This window comes from Kitasatospora sp. NPDC092286, assembly GCF_044755565.1.
Taxonomy (GTDB): Bacteria; Actinomycetota; Actinomycetes; order Streptomycetales; family Streptomycetaceae; genus Kitasatospora.
In genome coordinates this window covers 47156-68335 of sequence record NZ_JBIVRD010000002.1, presented here as the reverse complement: position 1 = coordinate 68335, position 21180 = coordinate 47156, and the positions used below count along the sequence as shown (strand labels likewise).

At 73.5% G+C, this 21180-nt stretch carries 18 protein-coding genes, 1 pseudogene and 1 CRISPR repeat array; of the genes and pseudogenes, 8 read left to right on the top strand and 11 right to left on the bottom strand.

Going from position 1 to position 21180, the window contains the following annotated elements; translation table 11 throughout:
* Positions 1-61: 61 nt before the first annotated feature.
* The 9 genes from paaE to ACIQIB_RS02975 all read right to left on the bottom strand — a co-directional run bounded on the left by paaE (position 62) and on the right by ACIQIB_RS02975 (position 9040).
* Positions 62-1141 (bottom strand): 1,2-phenylacetyl-CoA epoxidase subunit PaaE, encoded by a 1080-nt coding sequence (gene paaE, locus ACIQIB_RS03015; RefSeq protein WP_400649717.1) that lies wholly within the window; start codon positions 1139-1141, stop codon positions 62-64.
* Positions 1142-1756 (bottom strand): 1,2-phenylacetyl-CoA epoxidase subunit PaaD, encoded by a 615-nt coding sequence (gene paaD, locus ACIQIB_RS03010; RefSeq protein ID WP_363608623.1) that lies wholly within the window; start codon positions 1754-1756, stop codon positions 1142-1144.
* The gene (paaC, locus tag ACIQIB_RS03005; RefSeq protein ID WP_363608625.1) at positions 1750-2631 is read right to left on the bottom strand and encodes a 1,2-phenylacetyl-CoA epoxidase subunit PaaC; all 882 of its coding nucleotides are present in this window, start codon (positions 2629-2631) and stop codon (positions 1750-1752) included. Before paaC ends, paaD begins: the two co-directional genes overlap by 7 nt.
* A gap of 15 nt (positions 2632-2646) precedes the next feature.
* Complete coding sequence (gene paaB, locus ACIQIB_RS03000; protein ID WP_363608627.1) at positions 2647-2940, bottom strand: 1,2-phenylacetyl-CoA epoxidase subunit PaaB; 294 nt, start codon at positions 2938-2940, stop codon at positions 2647-2649.
* Positions 2937-4028, bottom strand: a complete 1092-nt coding sequence (gene paaA, locus ACIQIB_RS02995; protein ID WP_363608629.1) for a 1,2-phenylacetyl-CoA epoxidase subunit PaaA — start codon at positions 4026-4028, stop codon at positions 2937-2939. Before paaA ends, paaB begins: the two co-directional genes overlap by 4 nt.
* Before the next feature lie 239 nt (positions 4029-4267).
* Positions 4268-4681: a hypothetical protein gene (locus ACIQIB_RS02990; RefSeq protein WP_400756371.1), complete on the bottom strand. Its 414-nt coding sequence runs from the start codon at positions 4679-4681 to the stop codon at positions 4268-4270.
* An 8-nt stretch (positions 4682-4689) separates the two neighbouring features.
* The gene (locus ACIQIB_RS02985; protein ID WP_400756369.1) at positions 4690-6174 is read right to left on the bottom strand and encodes a M20 family metallopeptidase; all 1485 of its coding nucleotides are present in this window, start codon (positions 6172-6174) and stop codon (positions 4690-4692) included.
* A 743-nt stretch (positions 6175-6917) separates the two neighbouring features.
* Positions 6918-7577 (bottom strand): response regulator transcription factor, encoded by a 660-nt coding sequence (locus ACIQIB_RS02980; RefSeq protein ID WP_363608635.1) that lies wholly within the window; start codon positions 7575-7577, stop codon positions 6918-6920.
* Positions 7574-9040, bottom strand: coding sequence for a histidine kinase (locus ACIQIB_RS02975; protein WP_400756367.1), 1467 nt, complete (start codon positions 9038-9040; stop codon positions 7574-7576). The genes ACIQIB_RS02980 and ACIQIB_RS02975 overlap by 4 nt, the downstream gene beginning before the upstream one ends.
* Positions 9041-9316: 276 nt before the next feature.
* Between ACIQIB_RS02975 and ACIQIB_RS02970 the strand changes: the two genes are divergently transcribed.
* The 4 genes from ACIQIB_RS02970 to ACIQIB_RS02955 all read left to right on the top strand — a co-directional run bounded on the left by ACIQIB_RS02970 (position 9317) and on the right by ACIQIB_RS02955 (position 13082).
* Positions 9317-10075 (top strand): methyltransferase domain-containing protein, encoded by a 759-nt coding sequence (locus ACIQIB_RS02970; protein ID WP_363608639.1) that lies wholly within the window; start codon positions 9317-9319, stop codon positions 10073-10075.
* A 159-nt stretch (positions 10076-10234) separates the two neighbouring features.
* Positions 10235-11248 (top strand): aldo/keto reductase, encoded by a 1014-nt coding sequence (locus ACIQIB_RS02965; protein WP_400756365.1) that lies wholly within the window; start codon positions 10235-10237, stop codon positions 11246-11248.
* 124 nt (positions 11249-11372) lie between these two features.
* Positions 11373-11963: a TetR family transcriptional regulator gene (locus ACIQIB_RS02960; RefSeq protein WP_363608643.1), complete on the top strand. Its 591-nt coding sequence runs from the start codon at positions 11373-11375 to the stop codon at positions 11961-11963.
* Between the two features lie 201 nt (positions 11964-12164).
* Positions 12165-13082, top strand: a complete 918-nt coding sequence (locus ACIQIB_RS02955; RefSeq protein ID WP_400756363.1) for an ADP-ribosylglycohydrolase family protein — start codon at positions 12165-12167, stop codon at positions 13080-13082.
* A 62-nt stretch (positions 13083-13144) separates the two neighbouring features.
* Here the strand turns inward: ACIQIB_RS02955 and ACIQIB_RS02950 are convergent, their stop codons facing one another.
* The gene (locus ACIQIB_RS02950; RefSeq protein WP_363608645.1) at positions 13145-13411 is read right to left on the bottom strand and encodes a GlsB/YeaQ/YmgE family stress response membrane protein; all 267 of its coding nucleotides are present in this window, start codon (positions 13409-13411) and stop codon (positions 13145-13147) included.
* A 137-nt stretch (positions 13412-13548) separates the two neighbouring features.
* On the opposite strand from ACIQIB_RS02950, the pseudogene ACIQIB_RS02945 reads away from it, so the two are divergent.
* Positions 13549-13683 (top strand): annotated as a pseudogene (locus tag ACIQIB_RS02945) (glycosyltransferase); the annotation flags it as partial.
* Positions 13684-14001: 318 nt separating this feature from the next.
* Here the strand turns inward: ACIQIB_RS02945 and ACIQIB_RS02940 are convergent.
* Positions 14002-14154 (bottom strand): hypothetical protein, encoded by a 153-nt coding sequence (locus ACIQIB_RS02940; RefSeq protein WP_363608689.1) that lies wholly within the window; start codon positions 14152-14154, stop codon positions 14002-14004.
* Positions 14155-14368: 214 nt separating this feature from the next.
* Between ACIQIB_RS02940 and ACIQIB_RS02935 the strand changes: the two genes are divergently transcribed.
* The 3 genes from ACIQIB_RS02935 to casB all read left to right on the top strand — a co-directional run bounded on the left by ACIQIB_RS02935 (position 14369) and on the right by casB (position 21178).
* Positions 14369-14767 carry a glycosyltransferase gene (locus ACIQIB_RS02935; RefSeq protein ID WP_400756361.1) on the top strand — a complete coding sequence of 133 codons (399 nt, stop codon included), beginning with the start codon at positions 14369-14371 and terminating at the stop codon, positions 14765-14767.
* A gap of 123 nt (positions 14768-14890) precedes the next feature.
* Positions 14891-15290: direct repeats of the CRISPR family, unit length 29 nt; unit sequence CTGCTCCCCGCCCGCGCGGGGCTGGTCCC.
* A 264-nt stretch (positions 15291-15554) separates the two neighbouring features.
* Positions 15555-20486: a type I-E CRISPR-associated protein Cse1/CasA gene (casA, locus tag ACIQIB_RS02930; protein WP_400756359.1), complete on the top strand. Its 4932-nt coding sequence runs from the start codon at positions 15555-15557 to the stop codon at positions 20484-20486.
* Positions 20483-21178 carry a type I-E CRISPR-associated protein Cse2/CasB gene (casB, locus tag ACIQIB_RS02925; protein WP_400756357.1) on the top strand — a complete coding sequence of 232 codons (696 nt, stop codon included), beginning with the start codon at positions 20483-20485 and terminating at the stop codon, positions 21176-21178. Before casA ends, casB begins: the two co-directional genes overlap by 4 nt.
* Positions 21179-21180: the final 2 nt, after the last annotated feature.

Here is a 21180-nt window from a genome sequence, read left to right as displayed (position 1 = left end):
GCCTCGCAGCACCCCCAGCGCCCAGCCCGCGGTCCGCGCCGCCCTGCCCGCCCTGCCGCCCCTACCGGTCGTAGTCGACCGTCACCCGGTCGGTCAGCGGGCGGGCCTGGCAGGTCAGGACATAGCCCGCCGCCAGTTCCTTCTCCTCCAGCGCGAAGTTGCGCCGCATCGCCACCTCTCCCTCGGTGACCAGAGCCCGGCAGGTGCCGCAGACCCCGCCCTTGCAGGCGAACGGCAGGTCGGGGCGCGTACGCTGGGCGCCGTCCAGGATGGACCGGTCCCGCGGGAGGGAGAGCGTGCTGCCGCGCCCGTCGAGCACGACGGTGACCTCGCTGTGCGCGCCACCGCCCGCCGGTGCCTCCTCGACGCGCTCGGCGACCGGCTCGTCCTCGGCGTGGAACAGCTCCTGGTGCACCTGCCCGGTGGGCACCCCCAGCCCGGCCAGCAGGTCCTTCGCCCCGGCGACCATCCCGAACGGGCCGCAGAGCCACCAGTGGCCCACCGTCTCGACGTCCACCAGCGCCTTCAGCAGCGCCTCGACCCGCTCCGGGTCCAGCCGGCCGCTGAGCAGCTCGGCGTCCCTGCTCTCCCGGGAGAGCACGTGCACCAGCTGGAACCGGCCGAGGTGGCGGTCCTTCAGATCGGCCAGCTCGTCGGCGAACATCACGGTGTCGCTGCGCCGGTTTCCGTAGAACAGGGTGACGGTGGAGACGCGGTCGGCGGCCAGCACGGAGGCGGCGATGGAGAGCATCGGCGTGATACCGGAGCCGGCCGCCAGCAGGACATGGTCGGCGGGGACGCCCAGCTCCGGGGTGAAGAGCCCGGTCGGCGTCAGCACCTCGACCTCCTCGCCCGGCCGGGCCTCCCGCACCAGCCACTGGGAGAACAGCCCGCCGGGCACCTCGCGCACGGCGATCCGCAGCGGGCCGCCGACGGGGGCGCAGATCGAGTACGAGCGGCGCTCGTCGACGCCGTCCACCTCCCGGCGCAGCGTCAGCGTCTGCCCCGGCCGGAACGCGAACTCCTCGGCGAGCCCGTGCGGCACCGCGAAGGTCACGGCGACGGCGTCCTCGCAGAGCCGCTCCACCAGGGCGATCCGCAGCCGGTGGAAGGTCGGGCGACGGGCGGGACGGGCGGCCATTCAGATCTCCTTGACGCGTTCGAAGGGCTCCCGGCAGCCGCGGCAGCGCCAGAGCGCCTTGCAGGCGGTGGAACCGAAGCGGGACAGCTCCTCGGTGTCGGCGCAGCCGCAGAGCGGGCAGGTGACAGCGGGCACGGGCGGGGCGGCCGGCCTGGCCTCGTGACCGCCGCGATCCCCGTGATCCTCACGATCCCCGTGACCGCCATGGCCGCCGGATGCGACGGGGGCGCCGGGACCGCTGTCCAGGAACCGGGTCGGGCCGAGGCCCAGCAGCCCCGGGGCGGCGGGGCCGGGCGGGGCGATGCCCGCCTCCGCCAGCTTGCGGCGGCCCTCGGCGGTGATCAGGTCGGTGGACCACGGCGGGTCCAGCCGGAGCCGGACCCGGACGTCCGGATAGCCGGCCGCGCGCAGCCGCCGGTCCACGTCGGCGGCCATTTCGGCGACGGCCGGACAACCCGAGTAGGTCGGGGTCAGCCAGGCGGTCACCGCGCCGCCCTCCTCGGCGACCTCGACCTCGGCCAGCACACCGAGGTCGGCGAGGGTGAGCATGGGCAGCTCCGGGTCCGGGACGGCCGCCGCGACCTCCCAGGCGCCGGTGCGCGCGGTCGTCACCATGTCGCCCCCGGGTGCGCGCGGGCCACCACCTGGAACTCGGCCAGCAGGGGGCCCAGCGCCTCGGTGTGCACACCGTCCCGGCCGGCCCGGCCACCGACCGTGGCCAGCGCCGGCACCTCCGGCACGGTCAGCCCGGCCTCGGCGAGCACGGCGGCGAGCGAGCCCAGCACCGGCTCGCGCAGCAGCGCCGGGTCCACCCCGGCCCGCAGCTCCACCGGGTGGGCGGTGAACAGCTCCTCCACCAGCGGCCAGACGGCGTCCAGACCGGCCTGCATCCGGGCCGACGAGTACGGCGTGCCGTCGCCGAGCCGCAGCGTCCACGCGGTGGCGTACTCGCGGTGGTAGGCCAGCTCCTTGACGCTCCGGGCGGCGACCGCCGCCAGTACCGGATCGGCGTGCCCGGCCAGCGCCTCGTACAGCGCGCCGCGCGCGGTGGCGAAGACCAGCAGCCGGGCGATCGAGTACGCGAAGTCCCCGTTCGGCGCCTCGACCAGGCGGACGTTGCGGAACTCGTGCTCCTCGCGCCAGTACGCCAGGTCGTCCTCGGTGCGCCCGGTGCCGTCGGCCTGGCCGGCCCGGGTGAGCAACTGGCGGGCCTGGCCGAGCAGATCGAGGCCGAGGTTGGCGAGCGCCACCTCCTCCTCCAGCTCGGGCGCCCGGGTGCACCACTCGATCAGCCGCTGGGCGAGCACCAGGGCGTCGTCGCCGAGCATCAGGCAGTAGGCGGCGAGGTCGGCACCGTCCAGGCCGGCCGGTACGGCGGTGTCCACGCCGAGCAGCGGGTCGGCGAAGCCCGTCCCGTACGCCCAGCGGCCCTCGCCCTCGGGCTCGGGGGACGCCTCGGCGAGGCTCAGGTAGACGTGGTCGTCGGTCATCGTGCGTGCTCCCCGTCAGATGTGCGGGACATCCTCGGGGATGTCGTAGAAGGTCGGGTGGCGGTAGACCTTGTCGCCGCTGGGGTCGAAGAAGGCGTCGCGCTCGTCCGGGGTGGAGGCGGTGATCGCGTCCGAGCGGACCACCCAGAGGCTGACGCCCTCGTTGCGGCGGGTGTAGAGGTCGCGGGCGGCGAGCAGCGCCATCCGCTCGTCGGAGGCGTGCAGCGAGCCGACGTGGACGTGGTTCAGGCCGCGCCGGGGGCGCACGAACACCTCGTACAGGGGCCAGCCGGCCTTGGACTCGGTCACTTTCCGTTCTCCTGTTCCGCTTCGGCTTGCGCCTGGTTCGCCTGCTGTTCGGGGCGACGGCCTTCGGATCCGTCGGCTGCGGATCTCGGGTGCCCCGCGGATCGGTCCTCCGCAGGTCGGCCCTCGGCCGATCGGTGCTCCGCCCGTCGCTTCTCCGCGTAGGCGACCGCCGCCTCCCGGACCCAGGCGCCGTCCTCGTGGGCGGCCCGGCGGCGGTCGATCCGCTGGGCGTTGCACGGGCCCTGGCCCTGGATGACCCGGGTCAGCTCCGACCAGTCCGGCTCACCGAAGTCCCAGCCGCCGCGCTGCTCGTTCCAGCTCAGCGCGGGGTCGGGGAGGGTGACCCCGAGGTGCTGCGCCTGCGGGACGGTCATGTCGACGAAGCGCTGACGCAACTCGTCGTTGGTGTGCCGCTTGATCCGCCAGGCCATCGAGCGGGCGGTGTTCGGCGAGTCCGCGTCCGGGGGCCCGAACATCATCAGCGACGGCCACCACCAGCGGTCCACCGCGTCCTGGACCATCCGCCGCTGGGCGTCGGTGCCGCGCATCAGGGTCATCAGCAGCTCGTAACCCTGGCGCTGGTGGAACGACTCCTCCTTGCAGACCCTGACCATGGCCCGCGCGTACGGCCCGTAGCTGCAACGGCAGAGCGGCACCTGGTTGCAGATCGCGGCGCCGTCGACCAGCCAGCCGATCACCCCGACGTCGGCGAAGGTGAGGGTCGGGTAGTTGAAGATCGAGGAGTACTTCTGGCGGCCCGAGACCAGCTTCTCGGTCAGCTCGGCCCGATCCACGCCGAGGGTCTCCGCGGCGGCGTAGAGGTAGAGGCCGTGGCCGGCCTCGTCCTGCGCCTTGGCCAGCAGGATGGCCTTGCGACGCAGCGACGGGGCACGGGTGAGCCAGTTGCCCTCCGGCTGCATGCCGATGATCTCGGAGTGCGCGTGCTGGGCGATCTGGCGGATCAGGGTCGCCCGGTAGGCATCGGGCATCCAGTCCCGGGGCTCGATCCGCTGCTCGGCGGCGATCACCGCCTCGAACCGGTCCTCCTGTGTCCGCGCGGAGACCGGTTCGGCCACCTCTGCTGTCATCACGGTCCCCTCTCGCGTGCACACGTCGGCTGTCGCGGGGCCTCACGGTTCCCGGGCCCGGCCACCGACTGACCGTTCGGTCGGTTCCATTGTGCGCGGCGAGGCGGCGGCCTGACAAGGGAGCCGGGCCGTCCGCGCCTCACGGGCGCGAACGCCGACGGTCGCGCCGGGGCGCGCGGCGCTGCTCAGGGGCGGCACCGGGCGGCGTCACCACTCGCGCCCCGGCCCTTCCGGTGCGGCTAGCGCAGGCCTTCCAGCCGCTCGGCGCGGGCGGCGCGCTTGGCGAAGACCTTCTCCTTGCGGTCCTCCACCTCACCCCCGACGAACTCGCCGACCTCGGCGCCGCCGTCCGCCCCCTGCTCGCCCCGCACCGACAGCGCGACGCCCGGCCCGGCACCCGTCCGGTGGCCGCCGTCACCCGCCTGTTTCCGCTCCTCGACGACCGGACCGGCGACGACCAGGCAGGCGACGACCAGGCAGGCGACGACCGGGTAGGCGACGACCGGGTAGGCGACGACCGAATCGGCGCTGGGCGCGACGGCGATGCCCCGGCGGACGGTGAGCGGTCCGCCGAGGACGGGCCCCGATAGGCCCCGGACGAAGGGGGCCCGCCGCCCGGCCGAAGCCGAGGGGCGGGCCCCCTCCCGCCGCACGAAGCCGCTCAGCCCTCCGAGCGGTCCCGCAGGCGCGGCAGCGGAACCGCGAGGAGCGCCGTCAGCAGCGCGATCCGGGGAGCCAGCTGATCGATCCGGATGTGCTCGTGCCGGGCATGCGCCCCCGCGCCGACCGCACCGAACCCGTCCAGCGTCGGCAGACCGCGCGAACCGGGCAGGTTGGTGTCGCCCGCCCCGCCCGCCGGAGCGCCGTCGAGCTGCTGGCCGAGCACCGCCGCGAGCGAACGGACGTGCCGCAGCAGCGGATTGCCGGAGCGTTCGGGCCAGGCCGGCCGGCTGGACAGCACCTCCGTCCGGACCTTGGCCCCCGGGCGCTGGGCGGTCAGCCGGGCCAGGTTGTCGAGCGTGCGGCGCTGTGCCTCCATGGTGGCGAAGCGCAGGCCGAGTTCGGCCTCGGCCCGGCCGGCGATGACGTTCGCCCGGGTGCCGCCGCTGATCCGGCCGGCGTTCAGCTCGGTGCCGGGCTGACAGACGAGCCCGCGGACCGCGACGAGCTGGTCCACGAGTTCGTCCACCGCGGAGACGCCGTCGGCCGCGTCGTTCCCGGCGTGCGCCTCGCGACCGGTGACGGTGAGGCGCACCCGGGTGCTGCCCCGGCGGGCGGTCTTGAGCCGACCGTCCGGGTGGGGCGGTTCGAGCCCCAGGACGGCGGCCGCACCACGCAGTTGGCGTTCGACCAGGCGCTTGCCGTCCGGGCTGCCGACCTCCTCGTCGGAGACCACCACCAGGCGGACGGTGCGGTGCGGGCGCTGGCCGAGGTCGGCGAGCAGGGCGAACGCGCCTTCCAGAATGGCGAGTCCACCCTTCATGTCGACCACGCCGGGGCCGCTGAGCACGCCGTCCTGCTCGGTGACGGGCCAGTCGGCCAGGATGCCGGCCGGCCAGACGGTGTCATGGTGGCCGACCACGAGGAGGTGCGGCAGGCTTTCGTCCTGCCCGTCCCACTGCAGCACCAGGTGGTCCCCGGCGGGGCCGGACTCGCGGCGGGCGGTGGCGCCGGTGGACCGGAAGCCTGCGGACAACTCTTCGGCGAGGGCGTCGAGTCGGGGCGCGTCGCCACTGGGGGACTCGATCCGGGCGAGGTCCGCGCAGCGTCGGCGGACGGCTCCGGCCAGCGTGCGGGCGCGTGAGCTGATGGCCTGCGGAAGGCCCGGGAGGGCGGTGGTGAGGGCGGGTTGGGTGTCACCGTCGGTGGTCGCCGATGCGACAGCCGACGTGACAGCCGAGGTGGTCGCCGTGGCGGACGTTGCTCCGGTCAGCAGTGCTGCTGATGGCGGCGCGGTGGGTGGTGCGGTGGGTAGTGCGACGGCCGGCGCGGTGGCCGGTGCGGTGGCCGTCGCCGCCGATGGTGCGACTGCCGGACGGGAGACCGGACGAACGGCCTCCGTGGCAACTGCGGTGAGGGTGGCGGTAACAGCGGCGGCGGCGGCCATGGTGCCGGGGGCGGACGCGGGTGCGGGGTCGGTGGTCACGGTCGGCGCGCCGGGCGGCCGAACGGCTTGGGGACTCAACGCTCGCCTCCGCGGCCGCCGCCGGTATTCAGTGGCCGAACCGGCCGGCCGGACCAGCCCGGGTGCCCGGACCAGCCCGGTCGCACGGCCCCGGTCAGACGCACGGTCCGCCAGGACGGCCCGTCTGGCCCAAGTACGGTGGAACGGCTGGGCGGCATGCTTGGCATTGCGTCCTCCTCGCTCGATCCGGGGGCCCTGGTTGGCCCGGAGCCCCCGTGGACGGCGGCTTCGAAGCGGCGGGCGCAGCGACCGCACCGCCACAGGGAAGCCGAGATGTGAGCCTAGAAGAACCGTTCGGCTTCCTGCGAGGTGGCCCTGCTCCCAGCACGCCGGGGGCCTGGCCCCGCCTCGGGCGCCCGTCGGAGAACGGCGGCAGGCGCACGGCGCGCGGGCCTGGATCGGCGCGCGAGCGCGGTCGCCGGATCGCGCCCATCTCCACCATGGACCCGGCGCCCGGGTTCGGCAGCACAAATCGCCAAGGCACGGCTTTTCCACGCCGGATGGGTGACAGCCGCTCAGCATTCGGTACCAGGCGGCGGTCCGTCGCCAGCCCCTCGGCGGGGGCGGAGGAAGGCGTGCTCGTGGTCCCTCCGGCGCCTGTGCCAGGGGTGGCGCGCGAACGGTCGGGCCCACCACCGTCACACCGGTCGCCGTCGGGGGCGGGCGGCGTCGGGGCGGTCACCGTCGGGTCAGTCGGCGCCGGATCAGTCGGCGCCCTCGACGAGCCCGGCGTCGCGGGCGAGCAGTGCGGCCTGGACACGGTTGCCGACGCCGAGCGCGGTGAGGATCCGGCTGATGTGGGCTTTGACGGTGCTCTCGCGCATTCCGAGCACGGAGGCGATCTCCGCGTTGGAGAGCCCGCAGGCGAGTTCGCCCAGCACCTCGGTCTCGCGCGGGGTGAGCGCGGCGACACGGCCGCGGGCGGCGACCGATCGTGGCGCACCGGCACGGTGGTAGCGGTCTATGAGGCGGCGAGCGGCGGCCGGGTGCAGCATGCCCTGGCCGTCGGCCACGATGTGGACCGCCCGGACGATCTCGGCGGGCGGGGTGTCCTTGAGCAGGAAGCCGTCGGCACCGGCGGCGAGCGCCTGGTACACGTACTCGTCGAGGTCGAAGGTGGTGAGCGCGATGACGCGCGGGCCCTCGGGCAGCTCGCGCAGTCGGCGGGTGGCGGCGATGCCGTCGAGTCTGGGCATCCGGATGTCCATCAGCGCGACGTCGATGCGTTGGCGGCGGGCCAACTCGACGGCCTGCAGCCCGTCGGCGGCCTCGGCGACCACGGTGAGTACCGGGTCCTGGGTGAGCAGATCGACGAGGCCGAGCCGGACCAGCGCGTCGTCGTCGACCACCATGGTGCGGATCATGCGGGTTCCCTCGGTGGCTGCGGGTGCGACGTGACGTGCGGGTAGGGCGTGGGCTGCGGGTAGGGCACGGCTTGCGGGTACGGGGGCGGTGCCGGCTTCCGGACGGATGCGGGCGGGCGCCTCGGTGACGGAAGTTGGGCGGCGAGGCGGAAGCCACCGTGGCCGTCGGGGCCCGCATCGAGGTATCCGCCCAGCGCGCCGACCCGTTCGGTGAGCCCGACCAGCCCGTATCCACCGCCGGTACAGGCTCCCGACGGTGCCGGTTCGCCCGGGCCGTTGCGCACCTCGACGCTGGTCGCCGGGGCACCGTACCGGACGCGGACCGTCACTGGTGCGGCGTGTGCGTACTTGCGGGCGTTGGTCAGTGCCTCCTGCACCACTCGGTGAACGGCCAGGCGGTGGGTGGTGGGGATGCTCTCGGGATCGCCGACGAGGGCGAGTTCGACCGTCTGTCCGGCCTCCCTGGCCTCGCCGACGAGTTCGGTGAGGTCGCGCAGCGCCGGTGCCGGTACGCGGACGGGTCGTGGCCCCCCGGCCTCGCCAGGGCCCACGGGCGGGGACGCGGAGAGCGACGGGGACGGGCGAGGGGACACAGGTCGCACGGCGACGACCGCCGAGACCCAGTCGCCCGTACGATCCCCCGCGTCCCCGGTGCCCCCGGTGTCGTGGACGTCTCCGGCGTACTTGGGGTACTCGGTGTCTCCGGGGCCGGCCGGGGACCGCGGTTCGGCCCGGAGCGCACCGAGGACGTCACGCAGGTCGTCGAGCGAGCGGGCGGCCGTCGTCCGCAGGAGTTCCAGCCGGTGCGCGAGCCGGGCGGGGTCGTCGGCGACCGTCCCGGCCTGGGCCTGGTCCCGGAGGACCCCGGCATGCAGCACGAGCAGACTGAGGCGGTGCGCCAGTACGTCGTGCATCTCCCGTGCGATCCGGGATCGTTCCGCGGACCGGGCCTGTTCGGCGCGGAGCTCGCGTTCACGGCGCAGCACGTCGACCTGGTCGTGCAAGGTCTGGATCAGGACGCGGCGGCCGTGCAGCCAGAGACCGAGGGAGAGGGCGGCGGCCTCGACGAGAAGTTGTGAGCCGGTGGTGCCCACCCAGTCGATGACCGAGTCGGCGCGGGCGGCGCTGACCAGGGCGATGACGACGCCGCCCACCATGGCGAGGCCGAAGCGGCCGGTGGAGGCGAGGTTGTAGACGCTGAACAGGCCGGGGAGGGCGCGATTGAGCACACCTGCGGTGAGGATGGGGAGGACCGCGGAGGCGACTGGGTAACGGCGGACGAGGAGGAGGGAGAGGGAGGCGAGGGCGGCTACGACGGTACGCAGGAAGCGGTAGGAGTCCTCGGTGCTCGTCCAGTGGACGACGGTTTCTTCGGCGGTCAGGGTGAGGACGGCCAGCAGGAACAGCGTCTCGATCCACCAACGGTGGCCGGGTGCGTACCAGCCGAGCAGAGCGCGGCGCACGAACGACCGTTCATCCGGGTCACGCGGGACGGGCACGTGGCCCGGGTATGCCTGGCGCGGCGTTTGCGGCTGATACGGCGGTTGGCCCGGGTGGTCCGGGTGGTCCGCTCGGCCTGTGCTCAATCGGTCTCCTCCCTTCGGTCTAGCCCGATGCTACGGTCGGTTCCCAAGGCGGTGCCCCCTACCTTCGGCCAGCGGTGTCCTCGACTTTCGTCGGGGGTCGTCGCCACTCGTCGGCCGATTCGCGTGGGGCCAGGCGCTTCTAGCTTCGATGGTATGACGACAGATCAGCCCCGCCCCGCCCCGTACGCCCGCTCTTCGTTCGCCGCCCCGGGTCGGACCGGCGGCGACCTTCTGCTCTTCCTCCGCGAGGCGCTGCGCACGTTCCACAGCACGGGCGCGCTGGCGCCGAGCGGGGCGGACCTGGTGAACGCCCTGGTGGTCCCGGTGACCAGCCGCCCCGATCGGCCGCTCTCGGTGCTGGAGGTCGGCGCCGGGACGGGGGTCGTGACCCGGCGGCTGGCCGAAGTGCTGCGCCCGGGCGACCGGCTGCACGTCGTCGAGGCGAACCCCCGCTTCGCCGAGCGGCTGCGGGAGGATCCGGAGCTGGTCCGGCGGGGGCCGGGGATCGACCTGCGGCTGTCCGCCTGCCGGGTGGAGGAACTGCCGGAGTGCCGGCCGCCGGCGCCGGACGGGGGCGGGCCCGCGGGTGAGCGGTACGACGTGATCGTCTCGGGGCTGCCGTTCACCAACTTCGAGCCGGCGCAGGTGCGGCACGTGCTGGACCTCTATCTGCGGCTGCTGGTGCCCGGCGGCGAGCTGACGTACTTCGGGTATCTGGGTACCACTACGGCCCGGACGCTGACCTCCGGGCCTCGGCGCGGGGCGCGGCACCGGGCGGTGGTGCGGCTGCTGCGGCGGTTCGAGGAGGTGTACGGACTGGGGAACCGGACGGCCTGGCGCAACCTGCCGCCGGCCCGGGCCCATCTGCTGCGGGCGCCGGGCGGCGAGCGGCGGATGTCAGACGACAGGTGACGGGCGGCGGGTGATGGGCGGCGGGTCACTGACGGCGGGTAACAGATGACAGAAAACAGAAAACGGATAACAGATATTGAAATCTGTTACCTGTCGTGCCACAGTTGAACCCAGCCCGCCATCCCCGCCCTACGCGCCACCGACCCGCGGGAGCACCCGATGTCCGCCATTTCCCGAATCCCCCGGCGCACCCTCGGCACCACCGGCCCCAGCACGTCCGCCATCGGCCTGGGCTGCATGGGCATGTCAGGCCTCTACGGCCCGGCCGACGAGAGCGAAAGCGTCGCCACCATCCACGCCGCACTCGACGCGGGCGTCACCCTGCTCGACACGAGTGACTTCTACGGCATGGGCCACAACGAGCTGCTGATCCACGACGCGCTGCGCGGCCGCGACCGTGAGGGCGTCCAGATCAGCGTGAAGTTCGGCGCCCAGCGCGGCCCCGACGGCCAGTGGCTCGGCTACGACGCCAGCCCGGCCGCCGCCAAGACCGCCCTCGCCTACACCCTGCGCCGCCTGCGCACCGACTACGTCGACGTCTACCGCCCGGCCCGACTGGACCCGAACGTTCCCGTCGAGGAAACCGTCGGCGCGATCGCCGACCTGGTGAAGGCCGGCTACGTCCGCCACATCGGGCTCTCCGAGGTCGGCGCCGACACCCTGCGCCGCGCCGCCGCCGTCCACCCGATCAGCGATCTGCAGATCGAGTACTCGCTGCTCTCGCGCACCATCGAGGCCGAGATCCTGCCCGCCGCCCGCGAGTTGGGCATCGGCGTCACCGCGTACGGTGTGCTCTCGCGCGGCCTGCTCAGCGGCCACTGGAACAACGACCGCGTCCTGGCCGGCACCGACTTCCGCGGCCACAGCCCGCGCTTCCAGGGCGACAACCTCGCCCACAACCTCGCGCTGGTCGAGGCCCTGCGGGCGGTCGCCACCGAGAAGGGCGCCGGCGTGGCACAGGTCGCGATCGCGTGGGTCGCCTCGCGCGGCGAGGACATCGTCCCGCTGGTCGGCGCCCGCAGCCGCGACCGCCTCACCGAGGCACTCGGCGCACTGGACATCACCCTCACCGCCGCCGACCTCGCCGCCATCGAGGCCGCGGTGCCCGCCGGATCCGCCGCCGGGGACAGGTACGCTGCCGCTCAGATGGCCCATCTCGACAGCGAGCGCTGACCGGCGTCCCCGCCGCTACCGGTTCGCCGCCGAGCCCGGGCCGTCCGACCGCCTTTGCCCGCCAGCCAGCAGCACCGTCCGCCGCCCCGATGGCGGACGCACCACCCGTAAGGACGTACCTCCCGTGACCACGGACAGCGCACTCACCCCCGAGCAGATCCTGAGCGCGACGGAGGACGTCCTCAGGCGGTTCGGCTCGGCCAAGGCCACCGTCTCGGACGTCGCCCGTGCCCTCGGCGTCAGCCACAGCAGCGTCTACCGCCATTTCCCGAGCAAGGCGGCGCTGCGAGAGGCTGTCACCCAGCGCTGGCTCGACCAGGCGCACAACAACCTCTCGTCCATCGCCATCGAGCCCGGCCCTGCCGCCGAGCGCCTGCACCGCTGGCTGGCAACGCTGTTCGCCACCAAGCGGAAGAAGGCGGTCGACGACCCGGAGCTGTTCGCCACCTACATGAAGCGGTCCGCCGAGACCAGCGACACCGTCGAGGCCCACATCGAGACCCTGGTCGGCCAGATCGCCCAGATCGTCCAGGACGGCATCGAGACCAAGGAGTTCAGGCTCACCCACGTCGGGTCGGTCTCGCGGGCCGTCTTCGATGCGACCGCGCACTTCCACGACCCCGCGTACGCCGCCGAGTGGTCCGACCCGAAGGCCCAGGAGCGCTTCGAGGCCCTCTGGGCCCTGCTCCTCGCCGGCCTCCTCGCCAAGCGCTGACCGTATGGGCCCCCGTCACGACGGGGGCCCATACCCGACCGCGGGCGCACAACCGCCCTCCCGTCACTCCCGCACGCGATTCGACCTCCTCGACGGCACGCGCGAGGCGCCCCCGTCGGCCCCGTCCAGGAAATTCGCTCGCCCGTCCGCGCCGCGGCCCGGCAGACTGCGGCACTCGGTCGATCTCACCTGGAGGATGACATGCGTGCCACCGGCCCCGCCCTGGACAGTCTGCAGGGGCTCGCGCTCGGCGATGCCTTCGGTGACCGCTGGTTCTCCGTGCCCGTCAGCGAGGCGCCCGCCGCGCTGGCCGCCCGGCTGACCCGCCCGGGCCCCTGGCACTGGACGGACGACACCGCGATGGCGCTCGTCGTGCTCCGCCACCTGATCGCGTACGGCGAGATCCAGCAGGACGCTCTGGCAGGGGAGTTCGCCGAGGAGTACGTCACCGCTTACAACCGCAAGTACGGCCCGTCGATGCACCGTGTGCTGCGCGAGATCGACCTCGGCGGCGACTGGCGGGCCGTGACCTCCCGGCAGTTCGATGGCCAGGGGTCTTACGGGAACGGCGCGGCGATGCGGGTCGCCCCGCTCGGCGCCTGGTTCGCCGACGACCTCGACGCCGTCGCGCACCAGGCCGAACTCCAGGCGCTCACCACACACTTCCACCCGGAGGCGGTGACCGGCGCGGTCGCCGTCGCGCTGGCGGCGGCGTTCGCCACCCGCAGCCGCGGCCAGGACCCGCCCGGCCGGGCCGAATTGCTGGTGGAGGTCGCCGGCCGACTGCCCGACAGCGACATCCGCTCCGGCCTGCGGATCGCCGCCCGCCTCCCCGAGCACAGCTCCGTCCGGCACGCGGCGAACGTCCTCGGCTCGGGCTTCCGCATCTCCGCCCCGGACACCGTGCCGTTCGCCCTCTGGTCCGCCGCAGGGCAGTTGGACTCACTGCCCGAGGCCATCTGGCGGACGCTGGAGGGCTGGGGCGACATGGACACCACCTCCGCCATCGCCGCCGGGGTGGTCGCCGCCCGCACCGGACTCGCCGAGGTCCCCGCCGAGTGGCTGGCCACCCGCGAGGACCTGCCCGCGTGGGTCACCGAGGCCTCGCCGACAGCCTGAGCGGCGGCCCGGGCGGCGGAGCCGGAAGCGGGAACAGGCCCCGCGGCCGGCCCCGTTCCCGGTCAGCGGCGGGAGTTGCCGAAGATGAGGCGGTAGGCGATCAGCAGTACCAGCGCGCCGCCGATCGCCGAGACCCAGGTGGCCAGGTCGAAGAACTGCGCGGTCACCGACCGGTGCAGGAACCGCGAGGAGATCCAGCCCCCGACGAAGGACCCGGCGATGCCGATCAAGGTGGTCACCACCAGGCCGCCCGGGTCCTTCCCCGGCAGCAGCAACTTGGCCAGAGCCCCGGCCACCAGGCCCAGCACGATCCACGCGACGATGCCCATGTGTCCTCCCATCCTCCAGTACGGCGGCCCCAACCGGGCCGCCCTGCCTCGAAGGACGCCCCCGACCACCCCTCCGGTTCCACCCCCGGAGGCGTGGCACTCCGGGCCGCCCCACCCTTCCCCGCCATACTGCCGCCATGCACATCCTGATCGCCACCGCCGGTTCCCGGGGCGACGCGGCCCCCTTCACCGGGCTCGGCGCCCGCCTCCACGCGGCCGGCCATCAGGTGGCCGTCGCCACCCACACGGCCTTCGCCGACTCCGTACGGGCGGCCGGCCTGGAGTTCCGCCCGCTCCCGATCGACCCGCGCGCCGTCCTCGCCTCCGCCGGGGGCCGACGCCTCCTCCAGGCCGGCGCGGGCCCCCTCGCACTCATCCAACTCCTGCGCCTGAGTCGCTCGTTCATGCCAGTCCTCGGGGAGGGAATCGCCGAGGCCACCACCCAGGGCGCCGATCTCCTGCTCACCACCGGCACCACGGCCGCCCTCGGCCAGGTCGCCGCCGAGGCCGCCGGCATTCCCTGCATCGCCCTCCGCCTCCAGCCCCTCTCCCCCACCCGGGAGTTCGCACCGTCCGTCACCGGTACCCGCTCACTCGGCCGCACCGGGAACCTGCTCGCCGGCCACGCCGTCCAGGCCGCCACCGACCGCCTCTTCGCTCCCGCCGTCCGCCATCTGCGCCGCCGGCTCGGCCTGCCCCGCCACGGCACCGCGCGCACCCAGCACACCCAGCCCGTCCTGCACGGCTTCTCACCCGCCGTCATTCCCCGGCCCGCCGACTGGCACCCCGGCCTCGACGTCGGCGGCTACTGGTGGCCCCACCCCGACCCCACGTGGCAACCCCCGCCCCGCCTGGCCGACTTCCTCGCCGCCGACCCGCCGCCGGTCTTCGTCGGCTTCGGCAGCCTGGTCGTCCCCGATCCCGACCGCCTCACCGCCACCGTCCTGGCCGCCCTGCGTGCCGCCCGGGGTCCGGGCCGTCGTCCAGTCCGGCTGGAGCGGCCTCACCGCATCCGACAGCGACGACGTCCTCACCATCGACGACACCCCGCACCACTGGCTCTTCCCCCGCACGGCCGCCGTCATCCACCACGCCGGCGCCGGCACCACCACCGCCGCCGCCCTCCTCGCCGGCACCCCCACCATCCCCGTCCCCGCCCAACTCGACGCCCCCTTCTGGTCCGCCCGCCTCACCCGCCTCGGCGTCACCCCCGGCCCCGTCCGTCTCGCCGCCGCCATCCGCCAGACCCTCGACACCCCGCAGTACCGCCAGCACGCCCAGGCCATCGCCACCACCCTGGCCAAGGAGGACGGCACCACCAAGGTCCTCGCCACCATCGACCGCTTGGCCGACTGACCTCTGACGCCCACCACCATCCGCTCGATTGACACCCTTTCACCGACTATGACCCTAATGCCCAGTTCCCAACAAGTTGCAGAAAACCGCCCCACCCCCCGATAAACTCGCACGTCACGAAGTCTGCTCCCCGCCCGCGCGGGGCTGGTCCCGCCTCCAAACCGACCTGCTGGCCGATGTTGTCCTGCTCCCCGCCCGCGCGGGGCTGGTCCCAAGACCACCACCACGGTCACCGGCATCGAGATCTGCTCCCCGCCCGCGCGGGGCTGGTCCCATCTGGTTCATCGGGTCCGTCGTCAAGCTCCCCTGCTCCCCGCCCGCGCGGGGCTGGTCCCGACAGCACGCGGAAGTCCGCACCCGGGGCTGGGCTCCCTGCTCCCCGCCCGCGCGGGGCTGGTCCCGGGATGGCACCCGGATCCGGCTCAACCCGTAACTGCTCCCCGCCCACGCGGGGCTGGTCCCACCGGCTGGTTCCCCCAACGGTACGTCGGCTGCTGCTCCCCGCCCGCGCGGGGCTGGTCCCGGTGCGATCTCCGAGCGGATCGATGCCACTCACCCGCACGGGCCGACCCCGGGGCGCGGGCGGTGTACCCGTAGGCGTCGGCGCCGGGCGTCCGGAGTCTCCAAGTACTGGTGGCGTAGCAGGAGATCAGACCGACGGCCCGGATCGGACAGATATCGATACCCGTAGCCATTGCCGAAACCCCAGCGAGCCTCAACCAGTCAATTTCTGTCAGCTCCGGACTTCAAACCACGTCCTCCAACGTCGTCTGCGTTCAATCATCCCGTGATCGAACGGGCCTCCGGACTGCCCCTCGTCGGCGCGCGGCTCTCGCCTGCGGCGCGGCTGGTGTGGGCGAAGCACGACGAGAAGACGCAGGCGTGGCTGCCGTTGTGGCGGCATCTGGCGGACAGTGCGGCGGTCACGCGGCTGCTGTGGGACGAGTGGGTGCCCGCGAATGTACGGGGGCTGTTGGCGGAGGCAGTCGGGGGGAAGGACGAGGACGCCCGGGCGCTGGCCGTGTGGCTGGCGGCGACGCACGACATCGGGAAGGCGACGCCCGCGTTCGCCTGCCAGGTGGTCGGCCTGGCCGATCGTATGCGGGACGCAGGCCTGGCCATGCCCACCGCGAAGCAGTTCGGGGACGACCGGCGGATGGCGCCGCACGGGCTCGCCGGTCAGCTCCTCATCCAGGAGTGGCTGGAGGAAGCCCACGGGTGGCCGCCGCGGGCTGCCGGGCAGTTCGCGGTCGTGGCCGGGGGACATCACGGGGTGCCGCCGGGGTTCTCGCAGATCCATGATCTCGACCTCAGGGCCGACCTGCTCCGAACGCCCGGAGAGAGTGAAGCCCTCTGGCGCTCGGTCCAGTTCGAACTGCTCGACGTATGGACGGCGGAGTGCGGAATGGACGGCGCCCTGGCCGTTCTCCGTACGGTCAGGCTGCCGCAGCCGGCCCAGGTACTGCTGACCGGCCTCGTCATCATGGCCGACTGGATCGCCAGCAATCCCGAGCTGTTCCCCTACTTCCCCGAGGAGCGTCCACGTTCCGAGGCGGAGCGGGTCACCGCCGCCTGGCGTGGGCTCCAGCTGCCACCCCTTTGGGAACCCTCCGAACCGCAGGGCACCGCCGCCGGGTTGCTGCTGTCCCGGTTCGACCTCCCGCCCACCGCAAGGCCCCGGCCGGTCCAGGAGCAGGCGGTCGCGCTCGCCCGCGAACTGCCTTCCCCAGGGCTGATGGTGATCGAGGCCCCGATGGGTGAGGGGAAGACCGAGGCGGCCCTGGCCGTCGCCGAGATCTTCGCCGCCCGACGTGGGGCGGGCGGGTGTTTCGTGGCGCTGCCGACCCGGGCCACCAGCAACGCGATGTTCTCCAGGCTGACCACCTGGCTCGACCACCTCCCCGGGAACGGCGAGCGGGCGGTGTTCCTGGCCCACGCCAAGGCCTCGCTCCACGACGAGTACGCCGGGCTCATGCGGGCCGGACGGCGACAGATCGAGGCGGTGGACGTCGACGGACCCCACCACAGCCGCGAAGGCAGCCACGAGGACGGCAACGGGGACGGCGACAAGGACGGCCGCACCCGGCAGCGACCGGGCGGAGGCCGACACCCGCAGAGCCGGAACGCCGGGCTGATCGCCCACCAGTGGCTGCGCGGCCGCAAGAAGGGGATGCTGTCCTCCTTCACGGTCGGGACGATCGACCAGCTGTTGTTCGCAGGACTCAAGAGCCGCCACCTCGCGCTGCGGCACCTGGCCCTGGCCGGCAAGGTCGTCGTGATCGACGAAGTCCACGCGTACGACGCCTACATGAACACCTACCTGGAGCGCGTCCTCGCCTGGCTGGGGGCGTACCGGGTACCGGTCGTGATGCTGTCCGCGACGCTCCCCGTCCCCACCCGCCAGGCCCTGATCAACGCCTACACCGGCGATGGGAACGACCACAACACGGCCCGAAACACGACCGGTTACCCGCTGCTGACGGCCGTCACCCCCGGCTCCCCTCCGCTGGTCCGCACGCCGGAGGCCGACGCCGACCGCGGTACCGACGTCCGGCTGGAGGCGCTGAACGACGACTTCGGCGCCCTGGCCGACCGGCTCGCGCAGGAGCTCGACGGCGGCGGCTGCGCACTCGTGGTACGCAACACCGTGGACCGGGTGCTGGAGACCGCCGAGCGACTGCGCGTGCGGTTCGGCACCGAGCAGGTCACCGTGGCGCACTCCCGTTTCCTCGACCTCGACCGGGCCCGCAAGGACGACGACCTGCTCGTCCGGTTCGGCCCACGGGGCACGCGGCCCGCGCGGGCACACATCGTGGTCGCCAGCCAGGTCGCGGAGCAGTCCCTCGACGTCGACTTCGATCTGCTCGTCACCGACCTCTGCCCGGTCGACCTGCTACTCCAGCGCATGGGCCGGCTGCACCGTCACCGCCGCGGCGAGGGGCAAAGCGAACGGCCCGCCCGGCTGCGCACCGCCCGCTGTCTCGTCACCGGCGTCGACTGGGGGCACGGCCAGGACGGTCCGCCGAAGCCCGTCGAAGGCTCGGTCTCGGTGTACGGTCTTCACCAACTCCTGCGCGCTGCAGCCGTTCTGCGCCCCCACCTGCACCCCTCTCCGGAAAACGCCGACGACCGGGACGCCCGGCCGCTGCGACTACTGCGGCTCCCCTCCGACATCAGCCCGCTCGTCCAACGCGCCTACGGCGACGCCCCCGAGGGTCCGCCCGACTGGGCGGAGGCGATGTCCGATGCGGCCGAGCGGCACCGTGTCGCCTGCGCCCAACAGACCGCCCGGGCCGAGGTGTTCCGCCTCGACGAGGTCCGCACTCCGGGCCGCTCGCTGGTCGGCTGGATCGACGCCGGAGTCGGTGACGCGGATGACAGCCGGGCCGGGAAGGCACAGGTCCGCGACGGTGCGGAGAGCATCGAGGTCCTGGTGGTCAGGCGCCGGGCGGACGGCACGCTCACCACCCTCCCCTGGCTGGACCGGGGTATGGGCGGGCTGGACCTGCCGGTGGATGCGGTGCCGCCGCCCAGGGCTCTGCGCGCGTTGACGGCCAGCACCCTCCGCCTGCCCCACCACTTCTCCAAACCGTGGGTCATCGACCGGGCGATCGCCGAACTGGAGGAACAACTCCTCGTCCAGGCCTGGCAGGTGAAGGAGTGCCCGCAGCTCGCGGGCGAGCTGGTGCTGGCGCTGGACGAGGACCTTCGCGCCCAGCTGGCGGGCCACGAACTGCACTACAGCATCACCGACGGCCTGCTGGTCACCCGGCCCGAGGAACGAAACGGCGCGACCAGCACGACCCCCACCACAACCACGTCGGCGACCGCGACCACCACACGAACCGCAACCACCGCGGGAACCGCGGTGCCGGCCACCGCACGAACCGCGGCGCCGACCACCACCCCGGTGTCGATGAAGGCAGCCACCACCACGCCGCCCTCGTTCGACCTCCTCGCCCAGCCCTGGCTGCCCGCACAATGGCTCGACGGCACGACGGCGGAACTGTCACTGCACGAGGTCTTCGACGAGGCCGCCCGGCTGCGCCGACTCGTCGGGGACGTCCCTCCGCAGGAGTTTGCGCTGATGCGGCTGCTGCTGGCGATCCTGCACGACGCCGTGGAAGGACCGAAGGACCTGGACGCCTGGCACCAACTCTGGCTCGACCAGGAGTCGTTCGCCGCCGTCCACCCCTACCTCGACCAGCACCGCGCCCGCTTCGACCTGCTCCACCCCCGTACGCCGTTCTACCAGGTGCCCGACCTGCGTACCGAGAAGGACGAGGTGGCCGGCCTCGACCGGATCGTCGCCGATGTGCCGAACGGCGAGCCCTTCTTCACCATGCGCCTGCCGAAGGTCGAACGGATCGGCTTCGCGGAGGCCGCGCGCTGGCTGGTGCACGCCCATGCCTTCGACACCTCGGGGATCAAGACCGGCGCGGTGGGCGACCCACGGCTGAAAGGCGGCAAGGTCTATCCGCAGGGCGTCGGCTGGGCCGGCAACCTCGGCGGCGTCCTGGCCGAGGGCGACAACCTCCGCGAGACACTGCTGCTCAACCTCGTCGCGGCCGACTCCACCGGGCCGCGGATCGCCAAGGACGACCTCCCGGCCTGGCGTCGCGGACAGAACGGCCCGGCACCGGACCCGGGGGCCGCCGACCCGGCCGCCCGTCGGCCCTCCGGGCCGCGAGACGTGTACACCTGGCAGTCCCGCCGCATCCGGCTGCACCACGACGGGCACGCCGTGCACGGGGTGGTGCTCTCCTACGGCGACCCGCTCGCCCCGCACAACCGGCACCACATCGAGCCACTGACCGGTTGGCGCCGCAGCCGGGCGCAGGAGAAGAAGCAGGGCGAGCACCTGGTCTACATGCCACGCCAGCACGACCCGGCGCGCACCGCCTGGCGGGGGCTGGCGAGTCTGCTGGAGTCGCACGACGGTTCCGCCGGAACGCAGACCGGACAGCCTGCGGACTCGTTGCGGCCCCGGGTGCTCGACTGGGTGTCCCGCCTGTCGGGCGAAAGGGTCCTGGACCGGCACCGGCTGATCCGGGCCCGGATCATCGGCGCGGTCTACGGCACCCAGCAGTCGGTGATCGACGAGGTGGTGGACGACAGCCTCACGCTGCCCGTCGTCGTGCTCCACGAACACGACCACCGGTACGGCCGGACCGCCGTCCGCGCGGTGCAGGAGGCCGAGGAGGCCGTGCAGGCGCTCGGTCGGCTCGCTGCCGATCTCGCCGAGGCCGCGGGCGGCCGGACGGACGGTCCGCGCGACACCGCCGAGGACCTGGGATACGGCGCTCTGGACGGCCCGTACCGGCTCTGGCTCGAGGAACTGGCCGAACAGCCGGCCCCCGAGGAGGCGCGCGACGAGTGGCGGCGCCGGGCGCACCGGATCATCGTCCGGCTCGGTGACCGGCTGATGGACACCGCCCCGCGGGCCGCCCGCGAGGGGCTGGTGGTCCCGACCAGGAAGGGCGGCCGGATCTGGCTCAACGCCGACTACGCCCACCACCGGTTCATGCGTGGGCTCGGCCGGGCGCTGCCCCACCCGGACGCCGCGACCGACAGGCCCCACGAGCCCGGCAACCCCGCCGATCCCGGCAGTGCCACCGATCCCGGCAGTGCCACCGACACCGGTAGCGCCACCGACCCCAGCGACTCCGCCACGCCCGCCGAAACGGACCGGTCCGACTCCCCGGAGGCCGACGAATGACCACGTACCGCCCTCCCGTCGCCCGACGGCTCCGCGACCTGGGCCGGGCGGGTGATGCCGCGCATCACCGCATCGCCGAACTCCAGCACGGCTACCGCGCCGACCGCGCCGACGCGGTGGCGGCCGTGGCTCGGATCCGCCGCGGGGCCGGGAAGCCTGCCGACGGTCTGCCCGAACTCTGGGGCCTCACCGGTCTGGAGAGGCTCTACCCGGACGGGCGGACCGGGCCGTCCGACACCGCGGCGGAGAACGCGGTGCACGCGGCAGTGACCCTCTGGTCCCTGCATCAGCAGGCGCATCGCGAAGCCGGCATGCACCACCCGAGGGGTCTTGAACTCGGAGCTGCGGTACGCCGTTTGATGCCGGCCGATGACATCGACGAACCACTTCGCAAACGCTTCGTGCGGGCCGGGAGTGCGATCTCCTTCGACATCCTCGCCCAGCGCTTGCGTGAGATCGTCCTGCTGCTTCGCCGCGAGGCCGTCCCGCTCGACTACGGCCTGCTGGCCGACCGGCTGCACCTCTGGCAACTTCCCACCCGCCGCGGCGAGGTGAACCGGGCCTGGGGCCGCAGCTTCCACTCCTACCGCCCGCCGCGCGACCCGGCGAACGACCCGACGGACGCCGCGGCGACAAACGAGCAGCCGCTCACCGACCCGACCGACACCACCATGGACAAGGGCAAGGACTGATC

Bases quoted from the DNA above. Each gene is read 5' to 3' on its own strand.
- casB (WP_400756357.1), top strand. From the start codon at position 20,483: ATGACCACGTACCGCCCTCCCGTCGCCCGACGGCTCCGCGACCTGGGC.
- paaE (WP_400649717.1), bottom strand. From the start codon at position 1,141: ATGGCCGCCCGTCCCGCCCGTCGCCCGACCTTCCACCGGCTGCGGATC.
- ACIQIB_RS02965 (WP_400756365.1), top strand. From the start codon at position 10,235: ATGTCCGCCATTTCCCGAATCCCCCGGCGCACCCTCGGCACCACCGGC.
- ACIQIB_RS02980 (WP_363608635.1), bottom strand. From the start codon at position 7,577: ATGATCCGCACCATGGTGGTCGACGACGACGCGCTGGTCCGGCTCGGC.
- ACIQIB_RS02955 (WP_400756363.1), top strand. From the start codon at position 12,165: ATGCGTGCCACCGGCCCCGCCCTGGACAGTCTGCAGGGGCTCGCGCTC.
- paaA (WP_363608629.1), bottom strand. From the start codon at position 4,028: ATGACAGCAGAGGTGGCCGAACCGGTCTCCGCGCGGACACAGGAGGAC.
- ACIQIB_RS02970 (WP_363608639.1), top strand. From the start codon at position 9,317: ATGACGACAGATCAGCCCCGCCCCGCCCCGTACGCCCGCTCTTCGTTC.
- paaD (WP_363608623.1), bottom strand. From the start codon at position 1,756: ATGGTGACGACCGCGCGCACCGGCGCCTGGGAGGTCGCGGCGGCCGTC.
- ACIQIB_RS02950 (WP_363608645.1), bottom strand. From the start codon at position 13,411: ATGGGCATCGTCGCGTGGATCGTGCTGGGCCTGGTGGCCGGGGCTCTG.
- paaC (WP_363608625.1), bottom strand. From the start codon at position 2,631: ATGACCGACGACCACGTCTACCTGAGCCTCGCCGAGGCGTCCCCCGAG.